Source organism: Niallia sp. XMNu-256 (assembly GCF_036670015.1).
GTDB lineage: Bacteria > Bacillota > Bacilli > Bacillales > Cytobacillaceae > Bacillus_BD.
This window is the reverse complement of sequence record NZ_CP137636.1, coordinates 1,630,294-1,648,991: the sequence shown is the minus strand read 5'-3', so window position 1 is coordinate 1,648,991 and position 18,698 is coordinate 1,630,294. Positions and strand designations below refer to the sequence as shown.

At 33.0% G+C, this 18,698-nt stretch carries 20 protein-coding genes and 2 pseudogenes; 10 read left to right on the top strand and 12 right to left on the bottom strand.

What is annotated here, in order from left to right:
* Positions 1 to 1,702: 1,702 nt before the first annotated feature.
* Positions 1,703 to 2,068 (top strand): hypothetical protein, encoded by a 366-nt coding sequence (locus R4Z10_RS08445; protein WP_338472743.1) that lies wholly within the window; start codon positions 1,703 to 1,705, stop codon positions 2,066 to 2,068.
* Positions 2,069 to 2,613: 545 nt separating this feature from the next.
* Here R4Z10_RS08445 and R4Z10_RS08440 read toward each other — a convergent pair.
* Together R4Z10_RS08440 and R4Z10_RS08435 are read right to left on the bottom strand one after the other, a co-directional pair.
* Entirely contained in the window at positions 2,614 to 3,159 is a 546-nt protein-coding gene (locus tag R4Z10_RS08440; protein WP_338472742.1) for a hypothetical protein, read from the bottom strand.
* A gap of 30 nt (positions 3,160 to 3,189) precedes the next feature.
* Positions 3,190 to 3,348, bottom strand: a complete 159-nt coding sequence (locus R4Z10_RS08435) for a hypothetical protein (RefSeq protein WP_338472741.1) — start codon at positions 3,346 to 3,348, stop codon at positions 3,190 to 3,192.
* A 210-nt stretch (positions 3,349 to 3,558) separates the two neighbouring features.
* Here R4Z10_RS08435 and R4Z10_RS08430 point away from each other — a divergent pair, with 210 nt between their 5' ends.
* The 6 genes from R4Z10_RS08430 (at position 3,559) to R4Z10_RS08405 (ending at position 7,036) form a co-directional block, all read left to right on the top strand.
* A complete protein-coding gene (locus R4Z10_RS08430) occupies positions 3,559 to 3,735 on the top strand; it encodes a hypothetical protein (RefSeq protein ID WP_338472740.1) in 177 nt (58 codons plus the stop codon).
* An 869-nt stretch (positions 3,736 to 4,604) separates the two neighbouring features.
* On the top strand, positions 4,605 to 5,528 hold the full coding sequence (locus R4Z10_RS08425; RefSeq protein ID WP_338473197.1) for a DUF3231 family protein: 924 nt from the start codon (positions 4,605 to 4,607) through the stop codon (positions 5,526 to 5,528).
* A 3-nt stretch (positions 5,529 to 5,531) separates the two neighbouring features.
* Positions 5,532 to 5,990: a hypothetical protein gene (locus R4Z10_RS08420; protein ID WP_338472739.1), complete on the top strand. Its 459-nt coding sequence runs from the start codon at positions 5,532 to 5,534 to the stop codon at positions 5,988 to 5,990.
* A gap of 313 nt (positions 5,991 to 6,303) precedes the next feature.
* Entirely contained in the window at positions 6,304 to 6,414 is a 111-nt protein-coding gene (locus R4Z10_RS08415; protein WP_338472738.1) for a YjcZ family sporulation protein, read from the top strand.
* A gap of 356 nt (positions 6,415 to 6,770) precedes the next feature.
* Entirely contained in the window at positions 6,771 to 6,893 is a 123-nt protein-coding gene (locus R4Z10_RS08410) for a YjcZ family sporulation protein (protein WP_338472737.1), read from the top strand.
* A 35-nt stretch (positions 6,894 to 6,928) separates the two neighbouring features.
* Positions 6,929 to 7,036 carry a YjcZ family sporulation protein gene (locus R4Z10_RS08405; protein ID WP_338472736.1) on the top strand — a complete coding sequence of 36 codons (108 nt, stop codon included), beginning with the start codon at positions 6,929 to 6,931 and terminating at the stop codon, positions 7,034 to 7,036.
* A 755-nt stretch (positions 7,037 to 7,791) separates the two neighbouring features.
* On the opposite strand, the gene sda is transcribed toward R4Z10_RS08405, so the two are convergent.
* The 7 genes and pseudogenes from sda to R4Z10_RS08370 all read right to left on the bottom strand — a co-directional run.
* On the bottom strand, positions 7,792 to 7,944 hold the full coding sequence (gene sda / locus R4Z10_RS08400) for a sporulation histidine kinase inhibitor Sda (protein WP_338472735.1): 153 nt from the start codon (positions 7,942 to 7,944) through the stop codon (positions 7,792 to 7,794).
* 320 nt (positions 7,945 to 8,264) lie between these two features.
* Positions 8,265 to 8,621, bottom strand: a complete 357-nt coding sequence (locus tag R4Z10_RS08395; protein ID WP_338472734.1) for a helix-turn-helix transcriptional regulator — start codon at positions 8,619 to 8,621, stop codon at positions 8,265 to 8,267.
* A 387-nt stretch (positions 8,622 to 9,008) separates the two neighbouring features.
* Positions 9,009 to 9,248 carry a hypothetical protein gene (locus R4Z10_RS08390; RefSeq protein WP_338472733.1) on the bottom strand — a complete coding sequence of 80 codons (240 nt, stop codon included), beginning with the start codon at positions 9,246 to 9,248 and terminating at the stop codon, positions 9,009 to 9,011.
* A gap of 101 nt (positions 9,249 to 9,349) precedes the next feature.
* Complete coding sequence (locus tag R4Z10_RS08385) at positions 9,350 to 9,637, bottom strand: hypothetical protein (RefSeq protein ID WP_338472732.1); 288 nt, start codon at positions 9,635 to 9,637, stop codon at positions 9,350 to 9,352.
* On the bottom strand, positions 9,621 to 10,097 hold the full coding sequence (locus tag R4Z10_RS08380) for a hypothetical protein (protein WP_338472731.1): 477 nt from the start codon (positions 10,095 to 10,097) through the stop codon (positions 9,621 to 9,623). Before R4Z10_RS08380 ends, R4Z10_RS08385 begins: the two co-directional genes overlap by 17 nt.
* A gap of 1,005 nt (positions 10,098 to 11,102) precedes the next feature.
* Positions 11,103 to 12,536, bottom strand: a complete 1,434-nt coding sequence (locus tag R4Z10_RS08375) for a DEAD/DEAH box helicase (RefSeq protein ID WP_338472730.1) — start codon at positions 12,534 to 12,536, stop codon at positions 11,103 to 11,105.
* A 690-nt stretch (positions 12,537 to 13,226) separates the two neighbouring features.
* Positions 13,227 to 13,412: pseudogene (locus tag R4Z10_RS08370) on the bottom strand (YdhK family protein); the annotation flags it as partial.
* A gap of 438 nt (positions 13,413 to 13,850) precedes the next feature.
* Between R4Z10_RS08370 and R4Z10_RS08365 the strand changes: the two are divergent.
* The gene (locus R4Z10_RS08365; protein WP_338472729.1) at positions 13,851 to 14,198 is read left to right on the top strand and encodes a hypothetical protein; all 348 of its coding nucleotides are present in this window, start codon (positions 13,851 to 13,853) and stop codon (positions 14,196 to 14,198) included.
* Between the two features lie 488 nt (positions 14,199 to 14,686).
* Entirely contained in the window at positions 14,687 to 14,914 is a 228-nt protein-coding gene (locus R4Z10_RS08360; RefSeq protein WP_338472728.1) for a hypothetical protein, read from the top strand.
* Between the two features lie 52 nt (positions 14,915 to 14,966).
* Here the strand turns inward: R4Z10_RS08360 and R4Z10_RS08355 are convergent, their stop codons facing one another.
* The gene (locus R4Z10_RS08355; protein ID WP_338472727.1) at positions 14,967 to 15,170 is read right to left on the bottom strand and encodes an aspartyl-phosphate phosphatase Spo0E family protein; all 204 of its coding nucleotides are present in this window, start codon (positions 15,168 to 15,170) and stop codon (positions 14,967 to 14,969) included.
* A 1,608-nt stretch (positions 15,171 to 16,778) separates the two neighbouring features.
* On the opposite strand from R4Z10_RS08355, the gene R4Z10_RS08350 reads away from it, so the two are divergent.
* Positions 16,779 to 17,039 (top strand): DUF2188 domain-containing protein, encoded by a 261-nt coding sequence (locus tag R4Z10_RS08350; protein ID WP_338472726.1) that lies wholly within the window; start codon positions 16,779 to 16,781, stop codon positions 17,037 to 17,039.
* A gap of 207 nt (positions 17,040 to 17,246) precedes the next feature.
* On the opposite strand, the pseudogene R4Z10_RS08345 reads toward R4Z10_RS08350, so the two are convergent.
* Both R4Z10_RS08345 and R4Z10_RS08340 read right to left on the bottom strand, forming a co-directional pair.
* Positions 17,247 to 17,562, bottom strand: a pseudogene (locus tag R4Z10_RS08345) (IS3 family transposase); the annotation flags it as partial.
* 582 nt (positions 17,563 to 18,144) lie between these two features.
* Complete coding sequence (locus R4Z10_RS08340; RefSeq protein WP_338472725.1) at positions 18,145 to 18,537, bottom strand: DUF1259 domain-containing protein; 393 nt, start codon at positions 18,535 to 18,537, stop codon at positions 18,145 to 18,147.
* Positions 18,538 to 18,698: the final 161 nt, after the last annotated feature.

Sequence of the window (18,698 nt, the reverse complement as noted above, 5' to 3'; positions counted from 1 at the left end):
TTAATATTCTCCCAGTGGGTAAAAAAATTCAATAATCTTATAAATAAAACGCTTTTATAAAATGATTGTTAAACATAACATTTCATTTTAATTAATCAACTCACATAATTTAATTCAATGATAGCTATTTCGATTCTACTTTTTAAGGTTAAATAACTATAAAAGTTGCAATAACTACAGTAACGCTTAACCACTTTATGTTAAAAAAGAGTTTTCAATTTTCTAAGGGCAGTATTAAGAAAACAGTTAAATCTAGCCGTTAAATGTCACGAAAGAATTTATTCTTATTTGTATGCTAACGGGTTGTATCCTTCTTACAATTTAAATAAACTTCTTCAAAACGATATAACACTTGCTAAAAATGCTATCTCAATGTAAAGAATTTAAAATATTGCTGCATGTTTATAATCCTTGGTTCAATTAAAAACCCCCAGTAAGGGGGCCAAGGAAGGAAAAACCTTGCAAAGCTTGTTGCTAGTCCTAATATTAGAATCCGATTAATTATAGTATTTTATACGCAAATTAAAACAGATCCATAAAAACCGTTACCAGCAAGCTCTTTTACTTGGTATTTGCCCCTTTAAGTTTGACGGAGGAACGCACCGATTATGGACGTCTGAATTTAATTCGTAAATCAGAACAAATTACAAATTATGAATATAACAATAAGTGCAAGTAACATACTTAAAATTACTTTAATCCATTTTTCATACTATCATGTCTTTTTGAATTAGTATCTATAAAAAGTGCGATAAAAATCATAATTTTAAATAAAGCACCGTTGAAGAATGCTTATTTTTGAACTTCATCATTTTTTTCTTTTTTATTATCTTTATGAATTAATGCCCAATTAAAAAACAGGAAGAACAGAACATAAAAAATTGATTGGATTAGGTTCTCAAACCAATTGAAAATATGATTGATAAAGTAGTCAAAGGTGATAAGGCTTATATACAATATAATAAAATAAATAATATTTGAGTACTTCCTGAAAATCTTCACATATGCACCTCTAATTAAACATTACTATATTTTAACTTATACTTATGTTAGGAAGGGTATTTTTCTTTCATTTTTCGAAATTTATGAGGTTTTATACATACCTTTATACATGTTGATGTATTTAAGGTTTCGCAAGATTATGAAGAGAGTTTTCACCCCTTTGAAATGCTTAAATCCTACACATTTTTAAAACCAGCTACCATGTGTGCACTAATGCCACAATGCCCTATCATCATTTTGAGAGTTGATTTTGCCAAACCTTCTGTTGTTTTAACAAAGATGTAGATATTAAATAGTTCTTCTAACGACTGATTATTTTCTACACTCGCTACCTTTGTTGTTTTGCCTGTCCTCTTTTACCTTTTCTTGCCATTAAGAAATCCTCCTTAACAACTTTAAAAGGAACTCCTACCCTTTTTGACAAGGGGACCCCTACACCTACTTAATTTTTAATGCATAAAGAAAAAATCCTTGACAGTCACAATTCCCGTGATATCAAGGGTTTCTATTTAGTTTGATTCCAACTGGGCTCGAACCAGCGACCTCCCCCCCTGTCAAGTCATTAGTTTGAAAAGGTGAGTGAAAAACGCTGGCACATATCGGTAGTAAGGACCTCTATACAAGTCGAGAAAATATTCCCTGAAACAAACCGTTGTGTATATACTATGTAGTATGCTATGTGAGGAGATGAACGGTTTAAATGTATTATTTATATAATCCGAATTATTATCACCATCGATATTACCAACCTGAACATTGGCTATCCCGTCAACTTCCGCCAATTGATCCTACCTTACTAACTAAATCAGCCAATCAAACGAAAAAATTGATGAGAGATGCCAATATTGTTCTTGATAGATTGTCCAAATCGAAAGAATTTGGACGCCAAATAATGTATGCAGCGCAGTCTTCAAATCCTAAAGAAGTGAATAGATTAATTCAATCAATAGGAGTTCAGTCAGATATCAATACTCACTTTACACCCGATGAATTGCGATTAGAGCTTAGGTCAAAAGTAAATGATGTAGACTGCTGCAGATTAGTTATTGCCTTGCGTTGGCAGTAAATCTTTTTTTGTTTTTAAAATTAGTTATGTGAAAGCATGATGTTGATCTTTCTGCACTCAAGGAGAAGTTTTACCTATTAAGGAACTTATTTTTATTTATTCAATGACTTTAAAATCATCGTGTCGATGCTTTTAAAGTCATTGTGTATCGAAATATCAAAAAAACCTTTATTAACATCAATTTTATGACAGTAAGTTACGACACCGTTTATTCAAATAAAAAAGCAACTATACTAATCCACCCATAACCTTTACTTCCTTTCCGAACTCCAAAGTATCGGATGAATAAGTTATACAAGTCTAGTTAATATAAATCGATATTATAGGCATATAAAAAAAGATCTTCAATAAAAGATCTTTTTTTATACAAGGTTGAGTTTAACATTACAAGCTTTTTAGACGGTTACTATCTTTTTATAAATTTATTACATGCATAAAGCCCTGAAACGCCAGTTATTTCTGCGGCTAATGACTTAAGAGCCGATCCACCTACTCTTAGTTTTTCTTCCCAAGTCGTTGCTTTTGTAATAAGTTTTGCTGTTTCTTTAAAACCACAATGCATTTATATATTTTTTCACTTTAATAATCTTTGCTGCTACAAAAAGATTAGAACCTACAAACCATGTTAAGGCTGCTGAACAAGCCCCAATTGCAACCCAATTGGGATCTGCTAATACAGGAAACGCTGTGTCTTCGTTAAATTCAACTACTTGTATTAAAGAATTATCTACAATCTCATAATGAGTTGCAACATCATTACCATTAGCATCCTTAGTCCAGGCTTCTCCAAATATACTTTGGATGATATTGTTTTCATCAACTACAAAAACTTCTTCGACATCATCTTCCAGAGCTAGTTCTTCTCCAAAATAATCAGAAGAGAATACTAGTTTATGACCTTCCGGTAAATCTAGTTTAAAATCATATTTTTTAGGAGCATTCTCGTTATTAATACTAATAATACTTCTGACTCCTGCTTCAGTAGGTTGAATGACTAAATCTACATTTTCTTCACCATTATATTGATAGCCACCATCCTTCGTTATTACTGGATTACCTAGTTCCATTTCATTTGGTATACCGTTATGCATATATAATAATCCGCCTTGGATAAGATCGATTCATTGGTTTTCTAAAATACGTACATCCTCTTTTTTTACTAATTCGACAATTTTATAAGACGCCCTTGAATTGTGTTTTTCAATTTCTAATTGTCCATTTTCGTAATCATATATAACCGTATAGATTTCATCCCCATAGACGACTGTTTGCCCTTTCATAAAGTACACCTCTAATATTCAAATCTTTGAATATTATTGTAACAAAATTTATTAATTATAAAAGATATAAATCCCACTATCAATAGTCAAGGGTTGCGGAAAGATTGGTTGATTTATTTTGTAATATTTAAAATATTAAAATAATTATATTGTAAAGTATTCGTCTATTGTTTATAATTAAGAGTAAAGTCATACCAGAAGGAGAATTAAATGGATACTAAAAATAATAAGCCACCAGTAACTCACTTAGATGAAAAACTAATAAATAATCATGAAACTAACGGCAATGAAATTCTAAACATAATAGAAACAATAGCTAAAAATAAAGAAGTATTAGAGAAAAATCGTAAAATTATACGGAAATTTAAGAACAGGCCTGTCAATTAACGGTCTTTTTTTTTACGTTAAAGTGTCAATACTCAACAGTATTGAATAAGGCATTATAAGATGTGTGTGACTTTATGGGATAAATTGCACACTTTTTAAATGCTATTTTGCACTAAAGGTAAATATAAAAAGCCCAATTTCTCACCGTTTGAATTGAGAAATTAGGCTTTTTCGTTGCTCAATTAAAGCGCCCTATAATAGAATAACTAAAATATGATTTCAGTAAAAATACTTATTTCCTCTTTCACTAAAGCTAACCTTATATGTGGTATGATTTTCCACCGTATTCAACGTAAGTAAAGATACGAAAAATGCCCTATTTGTATCTTTGTAGAAGCATTATATATAGTAAGTAATTATAGTTATTAACGTTAATAAACATAGGACTTTACGTGGAGTGGTGGGTATGATAGGCTTGGTTGCCTGATGAAACAACGGCTTCAGGCTTTCAAGACCAATCATGCCCACAGAGGCTCCACGTCAAGTCCTTAATCGCCCTATCTATGGTTACATGGAAACAATGATAAAGGGTGCATCATATCAATGTTTTGGATCGGATACTTTATATAATGCCAGTTACTTTAAGTACACTCCCTCATAACCTCTATGGTTATTTTAACAATGAAATAAACAATACTTTTATACAAACAAAAAGCTTGGATCGATACCAAGCTTTTTTATATTTATATAACCCTCTTTTCTCTTAAATATATTTTTCACTTTTTAGGGGAAATTATTTAAGGTCAATTTAAAATTTTTTGGAGGGTTATATATGCAAACTGAACATAATATTCGTCTTACTTCATCTGAAATTGCTTCACTTTGGACTGCTTATATGAATAATAGTATGTCTTATTGTATGCTAAAGTATTTTAGAGAAAAAAACACAAGATACAGAAATTCAAGCGATATTAGACTTTGCCATTGAAATTTGTGAAACGGTGCTAAGAAATATCACTGATATTTACGAAAAAGAAAATCACGCTATCCCTGTTGGTTTTAGTGAGAATGAGGATTTAAATCTTAATGCACCTGCGTTATATTCTGATACATTCCATTTAAGGTTTGTTCATAATATGGCAAGGCATGGGATGACTTCCTACGCTTCATCTTTCGCTGCGTGTGCACGAACTGATGTGAAGGATCTCTTTTCTATTACGATTGACCTTACACGACAGTTATATAACAAATCGTTAAATGTATCATTAGAAAAAGGGTTATATTCAAGATCTGCACCTATTCCGATACCAGAGAAAGTAGAATTTATTGAAAAACAAGGATATTTAACAGGGTGGTTCGGGGAAAGACGTCCGATGAATGCTATTGAAATTATGCACTTTTATAACAATATGGAACGGAATGCCGTTGGTAAAGCATTATTATTAGGCTTTGCTCAAACTGCTAGCTTACAAGAAGTAATCAATTATATGGTGAGAGGAGCTAATATTGCTAGCAAAGTCGTGGAGTTTATGGCTCACATTTTATCTGAAGAGAACCTTTCAGAAACACCAACTTTGGATTCGGACGTTTTAAACTCATCTACACCAGCTTTTTCCGATAAATTAATAATGTTTCAGGTATCGACGTTATCGGGAATGTCTCTTGGATATTACGGTGTAGCTTTAGGGACAGTTTCAAGGCGTGATTTAGGTTCAAAATTCATGCGTATCACATTAGAAGCTCTCCAATATGCAGAGGATGGAGCTAATATTATGATTGATCATAATTGGATGGAAAAGCCACCTTCCTCGATTGATAATATTGAAATTGCAAAAAATAAAAAGAAACAGTGATATATGAGTGATAAAAATCCGATTGAGAAACTATTATGGTCTATTGCTTTACCTGGATTTGGGCAGTTTTTAAACGGAAAATATTTTAAAGGTACTGCTATGCTGATATTAGAGTTCTTGATTAACGTTCAAGCTAACTTTAACCAAGTGATTATTTTAAGTTTTCAAGGTAATATTCAAGAAGCAATTATACAGACGGATTATCAGTGGTTGATGTTTTATCCCTGCCTGTATTTCTTTGCGATGTGGGATGCCTGGAAAGATGCTGGTGGAGGAAAAGATAAATATTCTTTTCTTCCGTTTGTATTTACTGCTTACCTTGTTACCACAGGATTGATTTTGTCCCAAAAATTAACGTTATTTGGGGTATTATTTGGTCCAGTTTGGCTCCCTATGTTGTTTGTTATTCCTGGATTAGTAATCGGATTGATTATTGGGAAAATTATTTTTAACATTTTTTAAAGCCATCCTATTTTAATAAATATAGAATGACTTTAGAGTTATTAAATAAATGCACCGCTAGTTTAAGTACATTTATTCGCAAATTAGAATGAAGTTAATAATACGTGAAATATGGGCTAATAATGTCACTTATGACTTGTTTCAAAGCTATTCGTTGTTAAGTTAGTCATTTTTTCTTTTTAGAATTCCGTAATGTTGTAAATCCACATTTTCGAAGCTTTACCCCAAATTGAATAGAAATCCATGCTTGTCCATTTCAAATACAGCAAGTTTGACGTACCTTGTATTAACCCCAAAAAAGGTGGTGTTATTTATGAGCCAAAGTTATGGCGGTGGTGGAATGGGCAGCAGTTTTGCATTGATTGTTGTTCTATTCATCCTATTAGTTATTATTGGCGCATCCTTCATGAGTGGAGGATACTGATTCTTTAGATTTAATGAAACACTACAAAAAATAAAACTAGGAACTCTTTATTTACAGCGTGTGTTTGTCACGCTTTTTTCCTATTTTCATCCTAATTTATACATAAATATGCATACTTTACAACATAAATGATTGAGGTACTGTTATGCATCTATCGATTTACAGCAACGATAAGCATTTTCCTGACCTCACCCCATAGTGGCTTTACTTGTATAGATTTTTACATGGCTATTTAAATTAATCCCCTCACTCACTACATCATTCGATATAAACTTCAAAATTCGGTCACGTAGTCAAGCCCTTTCACCTTTTGACATTTTACATATGTTAATAATGTAAAAAGAGGAGGAGAGAATATGGGAGCAGTTGCGGATGGCGCAGGTGGATATGGATTTGGCAGCGGATTTGCTTTACTTGTTGTATTGTTTATTCTGCTGGTTATTATAGGTGCTAGTTTTGTGGGCGGTTATGGTTATTAAATAAATGAATTCCTCGATAAAGGGAGGAATTATTCATGTTTGGATATGGTGGCTATGGCGGCGGAGGTTTCGGTGGCGGATTTGCTTTGATTATCGTATTGTTTATCTTGTTAATTATCACTGGTGCATTTATCTGGAATTAAAAAAACCCTTTTTAAAGGGTCTTTTTTGTCGGCGAAGGTTTGCTTTTACTTGTTGTGTTGTATATTTTGTTAATCATTGCTGGAATTACCTACTGGTAGTATATTTAGAATGCTTAGATTTGCCTCTCAAAAATGTGGTTGAGGATTTAACTAATCTGCATTTTTCCTACCCCACAAGGAAATGGTCTAATCAAAGTGAGGCAGTTTACATATTCTGAACGTAAACAGATTGTTCACCTCCCCGGTTTAAAGCTAAAGCCCATCTTTTGGAGGGTTTTAGTTTTGAACACCGTACACATGTCAAAAAGACATAGTGGATCTTCTAAGAAAAACCATTTCATTCCAATATTGAATCTTCATGTAATATACAGTCCTATACATAGATTACTACGTATAACCTTTACGTAATAATTTATTTTTGTAAGGTCATGAATGTTGTAATATCAAGCTTCAGATATTCACATATTTACGAAAAAATAACATTATTCATTATTCATTATTCTTACATTCTTGATAATTCAACCTTTCGAAGGGCTATGAAGATGGAAAGAAATACTGCGGAGTTCATTTTTTTGTCCATTTATTTCCGAGAGTCCTTTGTTATTTATTACACAATTAGCTTAAAAGGCTTTTTGAATATATTTTTTTATCGGGATTAGAGCTTAGAAATTATTTTAGAGCTGATAAAACAGCAATTTTAATTATAACAAAGAAAAAATTTAACCACATTATACTTATGCTTTCTTATCGATCTTTTAAAGTAAACCTCTTTTGCTTATTTCTGATTTTATAGCCTCTATAAAATCTTCTGTTATCTCTATATAATCTTCGGTCATCTTCTTTTCTTTATTCATCTGTATAGCTTTTTGGTATGCCCTGAGTAGTAGTTTGTCTGATAATTGTTGCATTTTCTAGCAATCCTCCTAGATAGCCGGGTAAATTATTCAAATATATTTTACCCTTTATAAAACTAAGAAAACTTAGTTTAACATTATAATGTTAAACTTTTTTGAATTGACACTCTTTTGTTTTAGCAGACACATTTTGACCAACACCTAATCAACTTTTAGGTGATTTTTATATGGATTCGTATAGTTCCTTTTTCAGCTAACGAGTCGCTTTAACACAGATAGGAAAAACGTTTTATATCTAGACTTCATTAACATCTAAGAAAGTTTAAAAAGTAAAGACCATTGGAAACAATCCTAACGGCTGTTTATACTCCTAATCATATATTTTCTCTATACAAACATTCACCAATTGGCGGACAACCTAATGCAAACCAAATTCTAAGAAAATAATCTAGACTCATATTTTGATTTTTATTATTTAATATTTGAGATAAATTACTTTCACTTATATCGGTATCCCGATGAAGATCCACAGCTTTTAGTCCTATTTGCTTCATAATTTCTTTAAAACGATTTTTAAGGGCATATGGCTTTTCTATTCCAGGTTGAAATATAAGGCTTCTTAAGGAATTTACTTCTTCTGCAGGTAAAGGTTCCATGACTTGTAAATAATCGGCTATTGCTGCTTTTATGGTGTCTTCAACTGTTTCTTCTCTTTTTTCTTTAAAAGCCACGTAATTGGATACTTTTTTCTAAACGTCCTATAGTGGCTGGTGTTAAATGAACGGGAACAGTTATCTTTTCATTATTAATTGCCTCTGTCATCTGGGTATACTTCTCCTTTCTTTGGACAAACTATCAAATAACCAAACACTTTTATCATTGCAGAGGTGATATGAATGATTCTTCATAAAAAAGATCGTGGGGATCATGCTTCTGATTCTTCGAATCGTGGAAGAGGTTTATAAATTCGTTTTTACCGTACTCTCTTGGGTAAATACCATATTCGTTAATAACATAATAAATTCCTTCGGTAAAAAAAACTCGGAAGAAACAGAGATTCAGTTTTTGAAGACATTTGCTTTTCACTTTAAATTAGTGACTGCAATGTCTTTTAGTCTTCATGAGCACCTTTTTATATGACTTAATATGGATTTTTGTACTTTCAACGAACTTCCATCACTTTTGATTTGCTGGAAAAAGTCCAAAAATACAATAATAATGATTTCTTCTACTGTTATATCAAATTCTTCATTAGAAAATAAATCGTACAGAAGTACTTCCCCACGCAATATTTCGGTTTCACGCATTCTAATGATAATCGAGGCAATTTTTTCCTCTTGGGAATCTGTATAATCCATAGCTTCTTCTACATTTTCAAAATGAAATGTACTATGGGTAAAAGGTTTTAACACTCTTTTTTGTTTAATTTTCTCTTGAAAATACTTGGTTTTCCCTAATTTTAAATATTGGGCAATTTGTTCATTTTAGCACCTTTCTTAATTTGATTAAGGAAATCATCATAAAGAATCCAAAGCAGAACAGCCTCATTAAATTGATATGGAACTTCTTCTCCAAAGTTATCTCGAAGATCCTGAACAAAAATGGTTGCTCTTATGTAGTCATAGTAAGGTAAATTTATTTCTAAATACTTATAACTACCAAATAACGATTTAAAGAACCCTTTTGCTTCCTCAATTCCCGATAACCTTTTTTGAAGAATATTTAAATGACTAAATGATTTCCTCAAGGTCACTGTTTCCTCCCTCTATCCATTTCAATACGGACATCATTATTTGAAAAACCACCTTTCTTTCTGAAAGATTCATTTGTATAGCTATTCCATGTGGACCTCCGATTAGGAGTTCATATTCATTTTCTAGTAATTGAGTATGCATATATACTTTTGTATCTTTGTAATGATGATTCCAATGGACAAGCTCTTTATGTTTTAATCCATATGTTAATAATAAAGTGTTAAATTTAGTTTGCTTTAAATCCCCTTTTCCTTGAAGTCGATAAATTCGTTTACCTTGTTTGCAAAGACTTTTTAATTTCATTTGGACAATGGGATCAACAGGGAATTTTATATTGTGTGTTTTATCGCTGCGTGTTGATCGAATTTGCTTTGTAGGTTTTATTGATTTAGGTTTAGATATTTTCCCATTTGTTATATCAGAATCATTGAATAATGGATTAATAAAACCCATTCTCTCCCCTCCTTTCTGATTTTTTATAATTACCACATGGTCACTTTTCCACTTTTCCGTTTCTAATAGATATATAGGAGAGGGAAGACAAGTTTAGAACCTATATTTGTATATTTCTAGTTAGACTTGTACATACTTTTGATAATTGAATCTGGGAGAGGACGGATTAATATGTTGAATAAAAAGAAGAAAGATAAAGCATTAATTAAGAAGGTCCAAGAAGGAACAAAAAAGGCTCAGAAAGCAGGAGTTAAGCTAATAAGTGGAAAAATTAAATAAGGATTCATATAGGCGAATGATATATGAACGCCATTTTTGAATACAAAACAAGTGCATAATAAACAACAGCAACTACTTTTTCTAACTTAGGTTGTTGCTGTTGTAAGTTCTTTTCCAATAAGGGTAATGCTGTGTCTAAAGTTTCCTCGGTGTCTGGTACGCCCCCAAACAATATTGTCTGACGAAAAGTTTCACAAATAAAATATAGTACCTCCTCCATCCAAATATTGTCCGACCTCATTTTGACAATAAGATACAACAGGCATTTTTCTGTTATTTCAGAACCCATTGAGTTAAGCATTCAACTTGTGTAGAGTACTGGTCACTACTTCAATTGACCATAAAAGGGGAGAAAAACGGTAAGTGGATAATACGACCTTGTTTTCCTTCATCTCAATTTTATGAATAAAAACTTATAAAGTAACTCTGGCGTTATATTTCATGAGGATTTTTTAATATGGTTTTAATTGAAGAGCATGCCACAACTGTCTGGCATTTTTGTTTTCTTGCAGGAATTCAAGCCTATTCCTTGAATTAATTATAAGTTAATTGGATCACTGAAACAAAAATCAGTTATTATGCTCATTATTGAACATTGAGAAGACCATAAAATCACCATTTTTTCCTCTTAAGCTTATTGTTTCCAACACAACTAAATCCCGAGGTGGAAAAGGGGCAAAAAAGAGGATGATAGCTGATATCATCCTCTTTTTATTCATTTCATAATCATTTATTTTGAGAGTTTTTCGGTTTACCATTCCCCCTTTTTCCCCCAAATTCTATATTCCCTTTATAGTTTCTCCTTGATTTCTCTTGTACCTTTATTTTAGACCTATTGGCATATCGCGGTGTCTCGGAAGTTAGCTGAACGGGAACATCCCTCTGCTCCTTAGACAACAATTTCAAGGCAATTGAAACTAACGCTATCGAATCATATTGATCGAGCAATTTGCTTGCAGCTTGCTTAAACTGTTTATAATCCTCCTCTTCAACCAATTGAGTCATCTTTTCTAATGCCGCTATCTGTATAGACTCCATTGCCTCTGCTACCGTCGGTATTGATTTACGTTGGATCTTTCCTTTCGATGCTTTTTCAATACTGTGAATCTGTCCCTTTTCCCTCGGTGTAGCCAATGTAATTGCTAACCCCGTCTTACCTGCTCGCCCCGTTCTGCCGATTCGGTGAACATAACTTTCTGGGTCTTGAGGAATGTCAAAATTGTAGACGTGGGTAACCCCTGAAACATCAATTCCCCTCGCAGCTACATCGGTCGCAACTAAAATATCAATTTTTCCCCCACGGAATTTATTCATCACATCATCCCGCTGTCGTTGATTTAAATCTCCGTGCAACCCACCAGCAAGATACCCTCTTTTATTCAATGCATCACTTAATTCATCCACGCGTCTTTTGGTTCTTCCAAAAATAACAGCTAACTCTGGGTTGTCTACATCTAGTAGACGGCAAAGCACTTCAAATTTATCTCGTTCATTAACCTCATAATAAATTTGCTTTACAGTTGGAGAGGTAACTTCCTTCGCTTTCATCTTTACTAACTCTGGATCCCTCATAAACCTTTCCGCAAGATTTTGAATCGGTTTGGGCATGGTTGCGGAGAACAACAAGGTTTGTTTTTCTTCAGGGGTCTCTTTGAGAATTCGTTCGATATCCTCCAGAAAACCCATATCTAACATTTCATCAGCTTCATCCAAAACCACCACTGAGGTGCGGTCTAACTTTAGCGTTTTACGTTGAATGTGGTCCAAAAGTCTTCCAGGTGTTCCTGTAATAATGTGTGGTCCCTTTTTTAATGCCTTGATTTGGCGATCTATAGACTGCCCTCCATAAATAGGAAGAGAAGATATGCCCATATATTTTGCCAGCCGATTGATCTCTTCTGAAACCTGAATAGCCAATTCTCTTGTCGGTGCAATTGCAATCGCCTGGATATATTTTTTGCTCTTATCCACTTTCTCCAAGATCGGTATGGCGAAGGCAGCCGTCTTTCCTGTACCCGTCTGTGCTTGACCAATAATATCTTTCCCCGTCAAAGCTACGGGAATGGCCTTCTCTTGAATAGGAGATGCTTCTTCAAATCCCATATCAGTAATCGCTCTTTGAATGGGCTCACTAATTCCCATTTCATGAAATGTTGTCATACTCAAAAACCCCTTCTATGTGTTTACTATTTTTTATATTGGACTAAACTCCTTGATTGAATGCACATATGTATTGATTTTTACTAACTAATTAGGAAAGTTAAGGCATGCACCCCTGTATAATAGGAATTACTTACGTATAAATAGAACGCATAATATTGTAAGCCTTTGCAATATCAACACGAAAAATATCAATACAATGAAAGCCCTACTTCTCATTCATCCTTACGGATCCAATGACCGCGCCGGTGTGAATTGAAATTTAAATTATTCGGGGAAACCATTGAAGTAAAAGGAAATGACGAAAGTATACTCAATTACAAAGCGGTGATTATGCTTGGTGCCCCCGTATGATCAGAATTCACAAAGGGTAGGAGATCAATTAAATTTTAGAAACGTTTTCTGCTTGAAAGCCACATTGTCCTTTTACCCTTCACCCAAGGATTTAAAACCATCACCAGTAGTCTTTACCAATATTATGTAAATAAAGTTAAAAATGGTTTCCTGGTCTGGAAACCATTTTTGTAGTTGACCATATGGTGTTACCAATTCGTTTATCTTCTAGCTCCATAATATTCACAATAGGTAAGTGTTTGATGTAATCTTCGGCTTTTCCCCTGCTACCGACGGAACGTGCAAGTTTCGATTTTCTTGTAGTATTCGTAAAACAAGAGAACCGCCTCCTCGTTTTTATTCTACTGGAGATAATTCACTTTCTGTTACCCATTTATGATACGTTACCTTTTCCCCTGTTTCAGTATTGGTGTAATCTACTATATATACTGTTGTTTGTTCAGCTGAATCAATTGTTGCAGTTGCCCCTTTCATACCTTCCATATGTTCTGCATTTAATACCACTTCATCGCCTGTTTGAAATGAGCATCCATAGATTGTCTATTTCGATTTCTTGAACCTCAAATAGTCGTTACACAAAATCATACCAGGTAATTTATGAAAATTGCAGGAAGAATGGTTTATCCTGTATTGATAATCCCTGAAATTAAAATAAAAGGTTTTCGGCTCTCTCGGTATGGCGGCTTGTGGCAAATGGAAAAGGAACCTACGGATTGTAGGCAATAGCCGTACAAACACCGTGGTTATCGATCTATTTAATGCCGAAGCGACACGTATCACGTATAGACTGTTAGAAAGGGCGCCATTTCCCTTCTTAAAGTCTGTAGTGCTGCCCCCAAAAGGGATTTTGCTAAGTGGTTTACCTTTTTTTACTATTAATTCAAACTTGTTTCCTTTAGTAATATTTTATATAATTATAAGAACATACGTTTGTTTCACAATAGAGGTGGTTGTATCTTTATGAAGCCAAATATTCCTAAAGAATTAGAGGATTTAATCGATGAAAAAATATATCTAGATCTAGAGATACACATTTTAAATACAAAATTAAATAAGCTTAATGAAAAGAAAGATAATGATCGAATTACTTTTTTCGAAAAAAAATTAGGTGATAAATTCAAAGAACGTAAAAAAGTAAATGATCAATTAAGAAAAGAGAAAGTAACAATATATAGTCCCATTAATGATGATATGTTTGTTCAATATGATTTTTCAATAAAAACTAATGGAGGCTACAAAGAGGGGAACTTCCGGTACTGGAAATCGGCAATAAAATATAAATTAAATCAACGTCTAAATACAAAATAACAATCACTTCCGACCATACTTAATATTATTAAAACGTCCACTGCCTTTTAGGCTTTATACGACCTACGTCTTTTTGTTACGATGTTTAATTATCTCCTCTTCTTATAGTTGTGGGTCCGGCCAACTTCACCTACTTATCGACACAATCACTTAATAGTGTGCACCTTTTAATGTCGAAGTTTGTCTTATATTAGCTTTTGTATATGTAAGCGTTTTCCATTATAATGATAATAGGTGGATGGTATGTGTGGCTGTCACAGTATCTGGCGTAAGTGGGCCAATACAAGAATAATAGATAGTATATTTATCAATTATTTACAGAAAAGCTTCAATAAATAATGCTTAAACCTTTTCTATTAAATTAATAAACTTTGTTAAAGTATTTGTAAATTTCACGGAATCATAACAACTATTCATTATAATGGGGTTAGATTAAAAATCTATTATTGTAAAAAAGTTTCTACATTATTTTATAAGGTGGAGTAAAAATGGTTTTATATGAAAAATTACCATCAGATATTTTAATTTCCTTTTATGATGAAATTTTAAAAAATATTAATGAAGGAATATTAACGAAAAACATGTATTATGAATTAGGTATAATTATTTCAGTAGCAAACCGAAGGAGTATTCTCTTAGAGGAACCATGCGATTTAGAACAAATGGTAGATCAAGAGACTTTGAATGATTTTATTCAATGCGCGCATGTGTCTTAGTATCTTATTGACTTTAAGTGATGGAGACACAAAAAAGGAAAAACTTCCTTATTCATCCTGAGGAAGTTTTAGATTCCTTGCCATTCTTTTGTCTGTTACTCATTTTTAATTTTTGATACTTCGTAATAAGCTTGTCTAACTTCTGACTGTAATAAATGGTATCATCGCTATTTAAACCTGTTTCTACTGCGATTAAGATCAAACGGTCTCTCACTTGATTGATTCTTCGTTCTATTTTTTCGACCTCTCTACACATATACCTGTCTCCTTGTTTATTAGTATACAAGTTTACAAGATTTATTATACAAAAAATTCGTATAATTGGAATACATATGACAAAAGTTCTTATGAAATGACAAATGATAGTCTATATTGAAATAATCCTTTATGTCCCTTTAAATCGAAGGCTGAGAGATAGTCCAAGGCGTCTGCCCTCATCAGCCTTCTGAAACTCTGTTTCGCCGTTCTGTTGCATTGAATTAATCGCGTAGGCTAATAACCGCATTTGATTAAGTGAAATCCTTGATTCGACTTTACCATAGAGTAATCATTACTCTTTTTAACACTGTTTTCGTATGAACTAGCTTGCCTTTTATCATTTTTTCTAGCCATTTAACCTCCTTTGCCGATAATTATACGTACTTCTCACAATTAGGAGTTGATAGAATCACCTCAGCCAGATCCTCTTGATTCTATCAATTCACTCAATCCTGCGCCTTCCCCTAAAGTAAGGAATAGAATTCTTAATCTTCATATATATTACCCGTTTTTTATTATTTTGAATACTCATATAATTTTAATATAAATATCGTACTCTTTCGTTTATAATGAGAGTAAAGTTAATGTCTAATCTGCACTAGGAGGGATTTTCAATAGATAATGAAAAGAATAAGCCATCAGTACCTCCCTTATATGAAAACCTAAAAAATAATCATGAAACTTGCGAGAACGAAATGCATCGAATCATAAAGGATATGATAGATCAAAATAAAGAAATAATAGAGCAAAATTATAAACTTTTACGAAAAAATAAAACCCTTCATCCTCTTAATTTAGTGATGGTTTTGGAAAACAAGGAACAGAATGAGCATTTCTTCGACTATTGGCTACTTTAGTTGAACAAGCCAAATTAAAAATCGATTCCTAAACATTGTAAATCTACCTTTCCTGACGCTACCCCGCCATAAATATCACCCATCTAAACACCTTCCATATCGGTCCTTTTCTCTAGTAATTAATTTTCCTCAAGCCAATTATAAAATGGCAGTTTTGAATTTTAATCAGCCTCAAGCAAACGTATGTCTTTAGATCTACTTAGCTATGCGTTAAGGAAAAAGAGGAGAAAAATGGAAAAGAAAAAACTATTTCTTCTCAAGTATATCTAGTTATTCAACTAGAGCACAATTCGTCTATGACGGCCTACGTTTTAAGATTTGTAATTGAAACTTAAAAACCCTAGCTAATTTGCTAGGGTTTTATTATCAATATTGACTAAAATTTTAAGTTCAATAATTAAACTCTAAATCACTATACGAATCCTTAAGGTATCCACTGGTTGTCGTAATATTACTATGACCAGCTGATCTCCTTACCTTCTCCATTATATTTCATATATTGGGACAGCTCTTGTTTTTTGGATGAGTTTCTTCCTATTATATATAACAAATTCTAAAACTTAACTTCTATTCTTCATATTGCTGGCAATTCGAGATTTTCGTAATTGGCATTGGCGTAATAATTTCAGTTCGCCCCTGAAAAGTACTTTTTATTAATATTTCATATTCAAATCAGAAATATGTTTCCATCAAACAGATACGGGGAAGAAAAAGAATGAAGAACAACACTCTTTAGAGGAGGTAAATTCATGGCAGACAATAATAACAACAACCGCAATGAATACTTTGAGGAACGTGCAGGCACAGAAGATGCAAGATTTCACGTTGTACCACACAAGGAAGAAGGCTGGGCCATAAAACGTGAAGGTGAGGATGACCCTGAACTTACTACTGAATCGAAAGACAAAGCTATAGAAGAAGCAAAGAAAATGGCAAAAGATACTTCTACAATGGTTATCATCCACAATGATGACGGTCAGATTGAAGATCAGCTGAACTATAAAGAATAGTAATGATAGGTGCTGTTAATCAATAGATTAATGGCGCTCTTATTGCTTATGCTTGAGTTTGTTGTTCATTGAATCATCCTTTCTATGGTGAGATAAGGTATAACTTTGATAAAGTGGTTATGCTTATTTTTAAAATAAATCTATAGGAGAACTACTTCTATATATAATAAAAATATTTACTTACAGGAAAATAAACTACATAATTAGTCTCATGACACGTTGGGTTTTTTTGTGATCCATTTTTTGCCTACGATTCGCTGGCTCATCACGTATACGTCGGTAACCGTAACAAACTTCATGTTCCTTATAGATATCCTTAATTTCAGCTTTCAAGTCACTATCTGGATCTGATCGATTCATTCTCTTCACAAAATCATAATATGTGCTAATGCGGAAAATCAGCGAGCTTTAAGAGTTCCTTCACCAGGTATTTATGCCTTAACTCATAGACTACTAGTGCTTTGTCTTTTTTGGTGATTTTTCCTTGTTTTAAACTAAGGCATTCAACAAGCATATGTGAATTGTGTTTCCAATTAGTCTATTATTAATTGAACCGTCAACCGAATCCGTTACAAATAAAACAAGAGCCTTATATTTCATATGGAACGGCTCTTGCTTTTTGCGATTTGGTTGGTGGGTTGTTGGAGAGCAGCGTAAGATCAAGGATAAAACTCATCGGGTTCCTATCTCTGAAGAAATAGCAAGCCTTTGAAGCAATGAAAAAAGCCCAAAAAAATGTGGGGGACAAATGTATCTAGAGTATATTAAGGTGTACATGGTATTATTGGTTTTTTCTTCACTCATTTTTTCTTATTTGACCTTGTTAAACAGTTCTTTTGCGTCGATCCCGTTTACCACGACCATTTTTTGCGACTCTTCTCGCCATGAAAGAATCACCCTTTGCGGTTTATTTTTGAACGCGGCTTTCTCTGTCGATTGAGTGAATGAATCGGCTCAATATAGAAAAAGTGCAAGGTTTATCTAACCTGTTATATGCAATCAATGATAAAAACATAAATGTAAACGTAAATATTTTCTTGACGAAAAGATAAAAAAGCTATTATAAAAAGATATGGCAGTCAAATTTATTTGACCGCCATATCTTTTAATCTAAAACACTTAAAGCATCTCTTAGTTTTTTAGCAAATTCAACAGGCTCGTCCACTGATTCAATGTGAATGTACATAAGTTTTGGTTTGTCAAAAAGCCAATGGTTGTGTATTGCTGTGACTAAAAAGCCTTGCTTTTTTAAAGCTACGAGTAAAGGATTTACTTCTTTTTGCAAAACAACTAGTTCACCTGTATTTAGAGATTCTCCATGTTCTAATGATTGGACAGTAATCTCATGCTCCGTTTTGTATGGTTTTCCAAGTATTTCTACATCAAGGTCTCTTTCAATCATAATCGTACATTCACCATCTTCATGAAAAGGTGTACCTTTAAGAATCCTCGCTAGTTTCTCACAGAGTTCTTCAAATCCTGAAATAAATCTTGACATCATTAATCACTCTCTTTCTTTGATAAAAGTGAACTTCTCTAACTTCAGTTTATTCAGAGTAAGGAAAGAGGATTGGACAAATTATCAAAATGGTAGAAAAACTATTTATAGAAAACTAGGGCATGTATAGGTTTCTTTTGTTCTTCCATTTTTGCGTTGCT

Coding starts and splice junctions, on each gene's coding strand:
- R4Z10_RS08445 (WP_338472743.1), top strand. CDS start 1,703: ATGTATTATTTATATAATCCGAATTATTATCACCATCGATATTACCAA.
- R4Z10_RS08440 (WP_338472742.1), bottom strand. CDS start 3,159: ATGCATAACGGTATACCAAATGAAATGGAACTAGGTAATCCAGTAATA.
- R4Z10_RS08435 (WP_338472741.1), bottom strand. CDS start 3,348: ATGAAAGGGCAAACAGTCGTCTATGGGGATGAAATCTATACGGTTATA.
- R4Z10_RS08430 (WP_338472740.1), top strand. CDS start 3,559: ATGGATACTAAAAATAATAAGCCACCAGTAACTCACTTAGATGAAAAA.
- R4Z10_RS08420 (WP_338472739.1), top strand. CDS start 5,532: ATGAGTGATAAAAATCCGATTGAGAAACTATTATGGTCTATTGCTTTA.
- R4Z10_RS08415 (WP_338472738.1), top strand. CDS start 6,304: ATGAGCCAAAGTTATGGCGGTGGTGGAATGGGCAGCAGTTTTGCATTG.
- R4Z10_RS08410 (WP_338472737.1), top strand. CDS start 6,771: ATGGGAGCAGTTGCGGATGGCGCAGGTGGATATGGATTTGGCAGCGGA.
- R4Z10_RS08405 (WP_338472736.1), top strand. CDS start 6,929: ATGTTTGGATATGGTGGCTATGGCGGCGGAGGTTTCGGTGGCGGATTT.
- sda (WP_338472735.1), bottom strand. CDS start 7,944: ATGCAACAATTATCAGACAAACTACTACTCAGGGCATACCAAAAAGCT.
- R4Z10_RS08390 (WP_338472733.1), bottom strand. CDS start 9,248: ATGGATTATACAGATTCCCAAGAGGAAAAAATTGCCTCGATTATCATT.
- R4Z10_RS08380 (WP_338472731.1), bottom strand. CDS start 10,097: ATGGGTTTTATTAATCCATTATTCAATGATTCTGATATAACAAATGGG.
- R4Z10_RS08375 (WP_338472730.1), bottom strand. CDS start 12,536: ATGACAACATTTCATGAAATGGGAATTAGTGAGCCCATTCAAAGAGCG.
- R4Z10_RS08365 (WP_338472729.1), top strand. CDS start 13,851: ATGAAGCCAAATATTCCTAAAGAATTAGAGGATTTAATCGATGAAAAA.
- R4Z10_RS08360 (WP_338472728.1), top strand. CDS start 14,687: ATGGTTTTATATGAAAAATTACCATCAGATATTTTAATTTCCTTTTAT.
- R4Z10_RS08355 (WP_338472727.1), bottom strand. CDS start 15,170: ATGTGTAGAGAGGTCGAAAAAATAGAACGAAGAATCAATCAAGTGAGA.
- R4Z10_RS08350 (WP_338472726.1), top strand. CDS start 16,779: ATGGCAGACAATAATAACAACAACCGCAATGAATACTTTGAGGAACGT.
- R4Z10_RS08340 (WP_338472725.1), bottom strand. CDS start 18,537: ATGTCAAGATTTATTTCAGGATTTGAAGAACTCTGTGAGAAACTAGCG.